Origin of the sequence: Streptomyces sp. NPDC023838 (assembly GCF_040639555.1) — a bacterium.
In the GTDB taxonomy this organism is placed as follows: domain Bacteria; phylum Actinomycetota; class Actinomycetes; order Streptomycetales; family Streptomycetaceae; genus Streptomyces.
Map to the genome: position 1 here is coordinate 76874 of NZ_JBFAAD010000027.1, position 10470 is coordinate 87343.

At 67.1% G+C, this 10470-nt stretch carries 11 protein-coding genes; 2 read left to right on the forward strand and 9 right to left on the reverse strand.

All coding sequences use genetic code 11. From position 1 onward, the window contains the following. The 5 genes from AB0G17_RS27590 to AB0G17_RS27610 form a co-directional block, all read right to left on the reverse strand. A partial coding sequence (locus tag AB0G17_RS27590; RefSeq protein ID WP_361388350.1) for a collagen-like protein occupies positions 1 to 3516 on the reverse strand: 3516 nt, incomplete at its 3' end. A 262-nt stretch (positions 3517 to 3778) separates the two neighbouring features. Continuing rightward, complete coding sequence (locus AB0G17_RS27595; RefSeq protein ID WP_361388353.1) at positions 3779 to 3976, reverse strand: hypothetical protein; 198 nt, start codon at positions 3974 to 3976, stop codon at positions 3779 to 3781. Between the two features lie 129 nt (positions 3977 to 4105). Next, complete coding sequence (locus AB0G17_RS27600; RefSeq protein WP_361388356.1) at positions 4106 to 4309, reverse strand: DDE-type integrase/transposase/recombinase; 204 nt, start codon at positions 4307 to 4309, stop codon at positions 4106 to 4108. Further along, positions 4221 to 4580 (reverse strand): IS3 family transposase, encoded by a 360-nt coding sequence (locus AB0G17_RS27605; RefSeq protein ID WP_361388435.1) that lies wholly within the window; start codon positions 4578 to 4580, stop codon positions 4221 to 4223. The genes AB0G17_RS27600 and AB0G17_RS27605 overlap by 89 nt, the downstream gene beginning before the upstream one ends. After that, positions 4492 to 5325, reverse strand: a complete 834-nt coding sequence (locus tag AB0G17_RS27610; RefSeq protein ID WP_361388359.1) for a transposase — start codon at positions 5323 to 5325, stop codon at positions 4492 to 4494. The genes AB0G17_RS27605 and AB0G17_RS27610 overlap by 89 nt, the downstream gene beginning before the upstream one ends. Between AB0G17_RS27610 and AB0G17_RS27615 the strand changes: the two genes are divergently transcribed. Next, positions 5225 to 5647, forward strand: a complete 423-nt coding sequence (locus AB0G17_RS27615; RefSeq protein ID WP_361388444.1) for a hypothetical protein — start codon at positions 5225 to 5227, stop codon at positions 5645 to 5647. The genes AB0G17_RS27610 and AB0G17_RS27615 overlap by 101 nt on opposite strands. A gap of 15 nt (positions 5648 to 5662) precedes the next feature. Here AB0G17_RS27615 and AB0G17_RS27620 read toward each other — a convergent pair. Further along, positions 5663 to 6456, reverse strand: a protein-coding gene (locus AB0G17_RS27620) for an IS5 family transposase (RefSeq protein ID WP_361388362.1) whose coding sequence is annotated in 2 segments (ribosomal slippage) — positions 5663 to 6138 and positions 6138 to 6456 — 795 coding nt in all. Because the reading frame shifts where the segments join, the coding sequence is not laid out codon by codon here. Between the two features lie 411 nt (positions 6457 to 6867). On the opposite strand from AB0G17_RS27620, the gene AB0G17_RS27625 reads away from it, so the two are divergent. Beyond that, positions 6868 to 7869: a GDP-L-fucose synthase gene (locus AB0G17_RS27625; RefSeq protein WP_361388365.1), complete on the forward strand. Its 1002-nt coding sequence runs from the start codon at positions 6868 to 6870 to the stop codon at positions 7867 to 7869. 100 nt (positions 7870 to 7969) lie between these two features. Here the strand turns inward: AB0G17_RS27625 and AB0G17_RS27630 are convergent, their stop codons facing one another. The 3 genes from AB0G17_RS27630 to AB0G17_RS27640 form a co-directional block, all read right to left on the reverse strand. After that, positions 7970 to 8116 carry a hypothetical protein gene (locus AB0G17_RS27630; protein ID WP_361388368.1) on the reverse strand — a complete coding sequence of 49 codons (147 nt, stop codon included), beginning with the start codon at positions 8114 to 8116 and terminating at the stop codon, positions 7970 to 7972. 118 nt (positions 8117 to 8234) lie between these two features. Continuing rightward, positions 8235 to 8915, reverse strand: a complete 681-nt coding sequence (locus AB0G17_RS27635; RefSeq protein ID WP_361388371.1) for a hypothetical protein — start codon at positions 8913 to 8915, stop codon at positions 8235 to 8237. A 41-nt stretch (positions 8916 to 8956) separates the two neighbouring features. Beyond that, a complete protein-coding gene (locus AB0G17_RS27640) occupies positions 8957 to 10396 on the reverse strand; it encodes a polysaccharide biosynthesis tyrosine autokinase (protein ID WP_361388375.1) in 1440 nt (479 codons plus the stop codon). Positions 10397 to 10470: the final 74 nt, after the last annotated feature.

The window sequence follows — 10470 nt, forward strand, 5'->3', positions numbered from 1 at the left end:
CTGCGTGCCTTGGTTGCCTTGGAATCCTTGGGTGCCTTGGTTGCCCTGGAACCCCTGGGTGCCTTGGGCGCCTGTGTCGCCCTGCGTGCCTTGGTTGCCTTGGAATCCTTGGGTGCCTTGGGCGCCTGTGGTGCCTTGGTTGCCCTGGAATCCTTGCGTGCCCTGGGCGCCTGTGTCGCCCTGCGTGCCTTGGGTGCCTTGGAACCCCTGGGTGCCTTGGGCGCCTGTGGTGCCTTGGTTGCCCTGGAATCCTTGCGTGCCCTGGGCGCCCGTGTCGCCCTGCGTGCCTTGCGTGCCTTGGAATCCTTGCGTGCCTTGGGCGCCTGTGGTGCCTTGGGTGCCTTGGGTGCCCTGGAACCCCTGGGTGCCCTGAGCGCCTGTGGTGCCTTGGGTGCCTTGGAACCCCTGGGTGCCTTGGGCGCCTTGGGTCCCCTGGAACCCTTGGGTGCCCTGGGCGCCTGTGGTGCCTTGGGTGCCCTGGAATCCTTGCGTGCCTTGGGCGCCTGTGGTGCCTTGGGTGCCCTGGAACCCCTGGGTGCCTTGGGCGCCTGTGTCGCCCTGCGTGCCTTGGTTGCCTTGGAACCCTTGGGTGCCTTGGGCGCCTGTGGTGCCTTGGGTGCCTTGGGTCCCCTGGAACCCTTGGGTGCCCTGGGCGCCTGTGGTGCCTTGGGTGCCTTGGGTCCCCTGGAACCCTTGGGTGCCCTGGGCGCCTGTGGTGCCTTGGGTGCCCTGGAATCCTTGTGTGCCTTGGGCGCCCGTATCGCCCTGCGTGCCTTGGTTGCCCTGGAACCCTTGGGTGCCTTGGGCACCTGTGTCGCCCTGCGTGCCTTGGTTGCCTTGGAACCCTTGTGTGCCTTGGGCGCCTGTGTCGCCCTGCGTGCCTTGGTTGCCTTGGAACCCTTGGGTGCCTTGGGCGCCTGTGGTGCCTTGGGTGCCCTGGGCGCCCGTGTCGCCCTGCGTGCCTTGCGTGCCCTGGAACCCTTGGGTGCCTTGGGCGCCTGTGGTGCCTTGGTTGCCCTGGAACCCTTGGGTGCCTTGGGCGCCTGTGTCGCCCTGCGTGCCTTGGTTGCCTTGGAACCCTTGGGTGCCTTGCGCGCCTGTGGTGCCTTGGGTGCCTTGGGTCCCCTGGAACCCCTGGGTGCCCTGGGCGCCTGTGTCGCCCTGCGTGCCTTGGTTGCCCTGGAATCCTTGGGTGCCTTGGGTGCCCTGGGCGCCCGTGTCGCCCTGCGTGCCTTGCGTGCCCTGGAACCCCTGGGTGCCTTGGGCGCCTGTGGTGCCTTGGTTGCCCTGGAATCCTTGGGTGCCTTGGGCGCCTGTGTCGCCCTGCGTGCCTTGGTTGCCTTGGAACCCTTGGGTGCCTTGGGCGCCTGTGGTGCCTTGGGTGCCTTGGGTGCCCTGGAATCCTTGGGTGCCTTGGGCGCCTGTGTCGCCCTGCGTGCCTTGGTTGCCCTGGAATCCTTGCGTGCCTTGGGCGCCCGTGTCGCCCTGGGTGCCTTGGGTGCCTTGGAATCCTTGGGTGCCTTGGGCGCCTGTGGTGCCTTGGGTGCCTTGGGTGCCTTGGAATCCTTGGGTGCCTTGGGCGCCTGTGTCGCCCTGCGTGCCTTGGTTGCCCTGGAATCCTTGGGTGCCTTGGGCGCCTGTGTCGCCCTGCGTGCCTTGGTTGCCTTGGAATCCTTGCGTGCCTTGGGCGCCCGTGTCGCCCTGGGTGCCTTGGGTGCCCTGGAACCCTTGGGTGCCTTGGGCGCCTGTGGTGCCTTGGTTGCCTTGGGTGCCTTGGAACCCTTGGGTGCCTTGGGCGCCTGTGGTGCCTTGGTTGCCTTGGAATCCTTGCGTGCCTTGGGCGCCTGTGTCGCCCTGCGTGCCTTGGTTGCCTTGGAACCCTTGGGTGCCTTGCGCGCCTGTGGTGCCTTGGTTGCCTTGGGTCCCCTGGAACCCCTGGGTGCCCTGGGCGCCTGTGTCGCCCTGCGGGCCTTGGTTGCCCTGGAATCCTTGGGTGCCTTGGGCGCCTGTGGTGCCTTGGGTGCCCTGGGCGCCCGTGTCGCCCTGCGTGCCTTGCGTGCCCTGGAACCCCTGGGTGCCTTGGGCGCCTGTGGTGCCTTGGTTGCCTTGGGTGCCTTGGAACCCCTGGGTGCCCTGGGCGCCTGTGGTGCCTTGGGTGCCCTGGAATCCTTGCGTGCCTTGGGCGCCCGTGTCGCCCTGGTTGCCTTGGGTGCCCTGGAACCCCTGGGTGCCCTGGGCGCCCGCGGTGCCTTGGGTGCCCTGGAATCCCTGGGTGCCTTGGGCGCCTGTGGTGCCTTGGGTGCCCTGGAATCCTTGGGTGCCTTGGGTGCCTTGGGCGCCCGTGTCGCCCTGGTTGCCTTGGGTGCCCTGGAACCCCTGGGTGCCCTGGGCGCCTGTGGTGCCTTGGTTGCCCTGGAATCCTTGCGTGCCCTGAGCACCCGTATCGCCCTGCGTGCCCTGCGTGCCCTGCGTGCCCTGCGTGCCCTGCGTGCCCTGCGTGCCCTGCGTGCCTTGCGTGCCTTGGAACCCTTGCGTGCCCTGAGCGCCCGTATCACCCTGGCTGCCTTGGCTGCCCTGCGCGCCGGGGTCGCCCTGGGAGCCTTGGGCGCCTGTGGTGCCTTGGGTGCCTTGGAATCCTTGCGTGCCTTGGGCGCCCGTGTCGCCTTGGGCGCCTGTGGTGCCTTGGTTGCCCTGGAATCCTTGCGTGCCCTGAGCACCCGTATCGCCCTGCGTGCCCTGGGCGCCTGTGGTGCCTTGGTGTCCTTGCGTGCCTTGAGCGCCCGTGTCGCCCTGGGTGCCTTGGGTGCCCTGGAATCCTTGCGTGCCTTGGGCGCCTGTGTCGCCCTGGGTGCCTTGAGCGCCTGCGGTGCCTTGGGTGCCCTGGAACCCTTGCGTGCCCTGAGCGCCCGTATCACCCTGGCTGCCTTGGGTGCCCTGCGCGCCGGGGTCCCCCTGGCTTCCCTGGGCCCCGGTACCGCCTTGGGTGCCCTGCGCGCCGGGGTCCCCCTGGCTTCCCTGGGCCCCGGTACCGCCTTGGGTGCCCTGCGCGCCGGGGTCGCCCTGGCTTCCCTGGGCTCCGGTGCTGCCTTGGTTACCCTGGCTGCCTTGGCTTCCCGTATCACCCTGGCTTCCCTGCGCGCCGGCGCCCCCTTGATTACCTTGGCTGCCCTGAGCCCCCTGAGCCCCCTGGGGGCCTTGCGGGCCTTGCGGGCCGTGATGGCCGTGATGGCTCGGGGGATTATGGCTCGGGTGCTTATGAGGCTTGCCGCTGCCGCCTTCGTACTTGTCCGGTCCGTCACCATCGTCATCGGCCGTCCGCTGTGTGCGGGCCCTGAAATCGGTACTCACAGCGCCGTTCGGGCCGGGCACACCGAGGGAGTAATCGACGGACCCCTCTGTCGCGTTCGCTGGAGCGGTCGTCGACGAAGCAAGACCTACGGCAAAGCCAAAGGTCCCCGCCGAGAACATGGTGGCGGTCCGGACCCACGATCTGCGCAAAGCCTGACGCTTCATCACGGAACCTTCCTGCAGCACTGAAAACGAATACGCAGAGGTGTGTCACACGGGTATGTCGCACTGATTCGTTCGAGGGCATGACCGTGTACCCGCACTGTTGTGCAGCCCAACCGCAGCGTTCAGCGTCCCAATTTTCACCCTAGCAACCGAAAATTCTGCACCGCGGCTCATAGCGAGGGTTAACAGCGAATGTCGCTGTATATCATGCGATTAGCGTATCGGTCAGCGTTTGGGATGCTTTACCTCTGAAGCTCCCTCGTCGTCAGGGAGGTGCTGACCAGCTGGTCAGATAGGGTTGACGGGTGTTCAGGTTCGTTGGTTCAGTCGTCGCCTGCTTGGTGTAGTGCTTCTCGTCGAACTCGACGGGGCTGAGGAAGCCGCGCCGTTCCTGGATGCGTCGGCTGCTATAGAAACCGTCGATGTACTCGAAGAGCGAGATACGCCCCAGCCCTCGTGGCAAAGGTGCGCCCGCGCAGGCCCTCCGTCTTGATCAGTATCCACAAGTTCTCCGCGAGGTCGTTATCGTACGAGTCTCCGACGGATCCCATGGACGCCTCAATTCCCGCTCGCAGTAGACTGGTTGTGAGCGTCATGGCGCTCGCCAGCCGTGAGGCACCAGGTCGCCGTCCGCACGTCCGGAGGTCTCCCAGGCGACGACACGGCGGGAGAATGCGTCCCGGATCGCCGAGAGCCACAACGGCCCCTCACCGGTGGAGATCAACGTCAGGTCGGTGACCCACAGCCGGTTCGGTGCCGACGCGGTGAAGTCCCGGTTCGCCAGGTCCGGGGCCAAGGTGGCCTTCGGATCCCGGCGCGTGAAGCCCTTCCGGTGCGGGCACCCCCGCCAGACCGTCTTCGCGCATCAGCCCTTCTACCCGCGTACAGCCCACATGGGCGCCCTCGCGCTTGAGCACGGCGTGCACCCTCGGCGAACCGTAGATCCCGCCGGAGTCTGCATGGATCTCGCGGACCTTCTCAGTCAGCTGGGCGTCCCGGCGCCGTCGTTCGCACGGCTGTGGCTCGGCTTGGCGCCGGCGGTAGTAGGTGGAGGAGGGGGTGCGCAGTTCCCGAAGTACGCACTCGACTCCCGGGCGGGGGTGCTCGTCGATGAGCGCCGTCACCTGGGCCGGGTCGGGTCGAGTTGCGCCGCGAAAACGCCGAGGCTGGCCGCAGCACGTCGTTGGCCCGCTTGAGCTGGGCGTTCTCCTTGTGCAGGGCCGCGAGTTCGGCCCTCTCGTGCGCGGTGAGCCGGTCGTCGCGCCCGCCGACATCCGCCTCGGCCTGGCGGATCCAGCCGCGCAGGGCCTCGGGACGCACGCCGAGATCGACGGCCAGCCGCTTGATCTGCGGCTTCGGATCGGCGGTGTGATACATCCGCACCGCACGATCAGGCAACTCCAGCGGGTATTTCCTGGGGGCAGCCATGGTCGAAGGTCCTCTCATGTGTCCCATTTGACCCACTGTCAGCATCCTTCGCATCTCGGGGAGCCTCCGTCCAAGACCGATGCGGAGCGCCTGCTGCTGGTCTCCTCGGAGGTGGCGGAGGTGCTGACCGCGGTCATCCTCCGGGTCCGGGCCGGGAACGCCGCCCTGCTGCTGGTGTCGGCCTACGACGTGTTCGAGCAGACCTGGAGCCCGCCCATGCCGTTCCTGTTCCCGCGCGGGTACGGCACCGGGAGAGGCCTCTGACCCGCAGTTACCTCCGCGAGTGCCTCGTGCGACCTCGCAGTCCGCCCAGATCACCGTGGCCGGCGACCCGCTCGAATGGCGCCCCCACGACTGCAGAAGGATCTTCGTGACCGTCGCCATCCGCTCCGGACTGCCCCCGCACATCGCCGCGAAGATCTGCGTCCATGCCGCTCTGGACACCACCATGGGGTATGCCGCGATCTACCCGGAAGAAGTGATCTCCCATCACCGGGCCTTCATCGCCCGCCGCAGAACCGAGCGGCCCAGCGAGGAGTACCGCGAGCTCGCCGCCACCTGCTTGACTTCCCAGGGCCGCCACTCGCACCAACGACACCTGCGGTCCAGCACCATCTGCCGAGCGGCCTCGGGCAGAATCTCCCAGAAGGTGATGGACACCGGATGGACATCCGCGCTCTCGATGAGCCATCCGGAAACGACATAAGAGCTCGTAACACGATCACGAGTCGGCCTTGTTGAGGCGTCGCCAGCAGATGAGGCTGCAGGCGAGCGAGACGAACGCGTCATGGAGTGCGGTGCGGCGTTCCCATCGGACGGCGAGTCGTTTGAACTGGTGGAGCAGGGCGAAGGTCTGCTCCACCACGTAACGGAGCTTGCCCATGCCCTTGATGTTCGGGGATCCCTTGCGGGAGATGACGGGCAGGATCCGGTTTTTGCGCAGCTCGTCACGGTTGGGGTTGGAGTCGTAGCCCTTGTCGCCGAGCAGGGCGTCCGGGCGTCTGCGGGACCGGCCGGGACGGCCCGCCACTGGCGGGATGCCGTCGACCACGGCGCGGGTCTGGGTGACGTCGTTGACATTCGCCGCGGTTGTGATGACCTTGAGCGGAGTGCCGCGTCCGTCGCAGATCAGGTGGTGTTTGCTGCCTGTCTTGCGCCGGTCGACCGGCGACGGACGGGTGTCGGCGCCCCCTTTTTCGCCCGGATGTGGGAGCCGTCCACGCCGGCTCTGGACCAATCGAGCTGGCCGGCCGCGTTCAGCTCGGCCAGCAGGATGCGGTGTAGCTGGTCGAAGACCCCTGCCTGCTGCCGACGCTCCGGTCTTCGCCAGCAGGTCTGTCCAAAGCCGAACCTCAGTTCAAGGGGCAGGTGTTGCCAGGCGATGTCGTTGTAGAGGACGTACAGGATGCCCTGCAGACACGGCCGGTCTGCCACCGGCCGAGGGCCTGGCGACCTCGTCGGCCAGGGCGGCAGCAGAGGCGCGATCAGTGCCCTGAGTCGTCGTCCGCGATCCACGGCCGAGTACTCACACCCTCCCGAACGGCCGGATCATCACACTGGTTACGCCCGACCAGGGCATCTCACCAAGATCCTGTTACGAGCTTTATGGTGATCTCTTCGAGCGCGTGAAATCGCATCGGCCACCCGACAGTTACCCCTCAACGACGCCTCATCGCCCCAACCGAAACGGCGAAGCTTACATCGTGCTTGCCTTGGCTTTCCGGTGGAGAGTCCCAGCGCAACGCCAGGGTAGCGAGTTCGCCACCATTCTCTATGCATTATGGCGACGTGCCCCGTTTGCGGCTTTGGGTAATAAGCTGAGGACTCAGCCCAATGCGTATAGCCGGGAGGGCCGGACAGCTTGGGTCTGCGCAAGAGGACCGAACACCCGCGTAGCAGTGAACCGGCCGACAGGAGCACCCGCTGATGAGCATCTCATCCACAGCACCAACCGCGACTCTCCAGCCGATGGACCGCTCCGCTCCGGTGTTTGTCGCAGGACGGTACGGGCTCGTCGGGTCCGCACTCTGGAGGCATCTAACCGCCGAAGGATTCACCGCACTGCTCGGACCGAGTTCGGCAGAATTGGACTTGAGGGACCGTCATGCTGTATTCGCCTGGTTCGCGGCGAACCAGCCACACGCCGTTATCCTTGCTGCAGCTCGGGTCGGGGGAATCAAGGCCAACGCCACCCTGCCCACCGAATTCATCTCCGACAACCTACGTATCCAGGTGAATATCCTGGACGCGGCGCTGCAACACGGCGTACGAAGGCTGTTGTTCCTCGGCTCAAGCTGTATCTATCCGAAGGCCGCTGCTCAACCCATTCGCGAGGACGCCCTGCTGACCGGCCCTCTGGAGGAAACCAACGAGGCATATGCGCTCGCCAAGATCGCTGGAATCATCCAGGTCAGGGCCGTGCGCCGGCAGCACGGCCTGCCCTGGATCTGCGCCATGCCGACGAATCTGTACGGTCCCGGCGACAATTTTCATCCCGAGGACTCGCATGTGCTGCCGTCACTGATCAGGCGCTTCCATCAAGCCAGGGTCGACGCGGTACCCAAAGTGGTCAATTGGGGGACCGGAACACCCCGTCGAGAGTTCCTCCATGTCGACGACCTCGCGCGTGCCTGCCTCCTGCTTCTAGAACGATATGACTCGGACTCACCCGTCAACGTGGGAACCGGGGAGGACCTCACCATCCGTGAACTTGCGGAGATGGTGGCGTCCATCGTCGGTTACGAAGGCGTTCTCGAATGGGACCCGGCTCAGCCGGACGGCACACCGCGTAAGGTTCTCAACATCTCGCGGATCACGGCGTTGGGATGGGCACCTGAGATCAGGCTTTACGACGGGATCGCCAGCACCTACGCCTGGTACCAATCACAAAGCGGTACGAATCAAGAGGCGCGGGCCATCCGGACATGACGTTTCCGTGATGGGTGTGTGTCCTTCGCAGGGTGGCGAAGATCGCGAAGGTCCGCCGACGAGTACGCCGACGGGTACGCCGCCATGTGTGGACCCTGCTTCACCTGCGGTCGGCGGCTTCCCGTGGATCGAGGTCGCCGGGCGGAGGCTGCGGGGCTCCGAACAAGCCCTGGTGGTGCAACTGAAGCTGCTCGGCCTCCAGCGCACTCCTGGCCCCGAGCACGATCGCCACGGCGAGCTGGACCATCACCCCGGCCCGCTCCCACCAGCCACTCGCTCTGCTCCTTTTCCGACCTGACCGCGATGCCGGGCTGTTGGGGGCCAAGGGTTGCACGGAAACGAGCAAGCTCCTGGTAGACGGGTTCTCAACCAAGATCACCCGTACCCGCCAGGAGCTTCGCGTGCTTGTCTACCCGTAGTCGATCGATCTGCCCAGCCGTACACTGCGGTACTTGACCGAGCGGCTCGCCCTTCGGCGGTGGGAGATTAGTTGGCCTTACGGGCTGGACCTCCGCCAGCATCCCGGCCAGCTCCGCAGCGGCCTCGTCGATCTCCCGCCCGCACGTCAGCAGTACGTCGTACGAGGCACCCCAAGGGTCTGCGATCCCGTCTGCAGCCCGCTCCACCGGCGCCAGACTGCCGCGGGCGGCCGCGGCCCGGGCGATCATTTCCCGGGGCGCGACCGCCTCCCCATGCGCCAGCCGCAAGAACTCCCTGACCGTGAAACACTTGCGCAGGGCCACCGGCCACAGCCGTACGGCCGTCTCCCGGTGCTCCCGCTCGAGACCCAGTACGAGATCGGCCTCCGCAACCAGCTCCGGCCTCAATAGCCGTGATGTGAACCTCGCGCTGTTCCCGCCCAGTTGTTTCAGCACGGAACCGGTTGCCGGATGCATGCCCGCGATGTGCCGGGCCCTGGTGCCCGCACTGCCCACCCGCGCTTCCGGGAGCCTGGCCGCCAGCAGCCGTTCGGCCAGGGGGGAGCGGTGCACATTGCCGGTGCAGATGAAGAGGATGGTCAGCCGAGCCGCGTCGTCGTCATCCATGGGTAGGTCTCCTCGATACCGCGGGGTGCCGTCCGGGCGCGTCACTTGACCCCACCCCGCAGCAGCGCTGCTCCGTGGGACAGCTCCTCCTCGACGCATGGACGTGGCGGCGGGGTCTGTGCGGCCGACGGGTCGCCATATCCGTATCCGTATCCCCCCTGCCTCGGCTTCGGGCTCATGCTGAAGACCGTGCCGAGGGTCCGCACCCCCACCGTACGCAGGGCTTCGGTGGCCGCCGCGACCCGGTCGCGCGGGGTCTTTCCGGCGCGTACGACCAGGAGTGCGCCGTGAGCAAAGGTGGCGAGGGCCACCGTGTCGGCCACGGGCAACAGCGGGGCAGTGTCGACGATCACGGCCTCGTAGCCGGCGGCGAGTTCGCACAGCAACTCCGTCATCCGTTCGGAGGCGAGCAACTCGGTGGGGTTCGGCGGGACGGGGCCGCTGGTCAGGACGGAGAGCCCGCCCGCTGTCTGCATCACATCCCCGATCCGCGCCTGGCCGATCAGCACGCTGGTGAGGCCGGCGTCCTGGACGAGCCCGAGGGTGCCGGCCACGCAGGGGCGGCGCAGATCGGCGTCGACGAGGCAGGTGGAGGTGCCGGCCTCGGTGAGCGAGAAGGCGAGGTTGACCGCGGTGCTGGTCTTGCCTTCGCCGGGCAGCGAACTGGTGACGACGATGACCCGAGGCCGGTCGCCGATCTGGGCGAACTGCAGGTTCGTCCGCAGATGGCGGAATGCCTCGGCCCGCGCCGAGTGCCCTGCGGCACCGGCATCGAGCGGCTGCTGCGGGCTGTCCTTGTCGAAGGGAATCGAGCTGAGTACGGGCAGGCCGGTGAGGGCAGCCAAGGCGTCCGCAGATTTGAGGGTGACATCGAGGGTCTCCCGGAGCAGGGCGGCCCCCGCGCCCAGCAAAAGACCGGCGATCAGGCCCGCGGCAAGGTTGAGAGCAGGACGCGGGCTGACCGGGGCCGAGGGGACCGAGGCCGTCTGGGTGACGCCCAGTTTCACCGGGGACTTGGCCACCCTGTTGGGGGACGGGGCGCCGAGGGTCTCCAGGCGCTCGACGACATCGCTGAAGCGGTAGGCAACCGCATCTGCGACGGCCGCCGCGCGACGCGGCTCGGTGTCCCTGACCGTGATGTTGACCAGCACGGTGCCGATCGGCGCTTCCGCGGTGATCCGGCCGGCGAGTTCGTCCGGCGTGGTGTCGAGGCCGAGGGCGGAGACGACGTACCGGGTGACCTGACGACTGGTCACGATCGATGCGTACGACTGGACCCGGGCCAGCGAGAAGCTGTTGCCCTGCTGGAGCTCGCTGGTTTCGCCACCGGACTGGGCGGAGACGAACAGCTGGGCGTGCGCCTGGTAGACGGGGGTCGAGAGCGCAGTGGCGGCCCAGCCGGCAGAGACCCCGAGCAGAATGCAGACGATCACGACGGGCCAGCTCCTGGCCAGCGCTCTCAGGATGCTGCGAAGTTCCAAGATGTGCACCTCATCGGGTCGTTCGGGCAGCGCGCCCCGGCCAGGTTAGACTAGTTTGTCTGGTTTGACTGGCA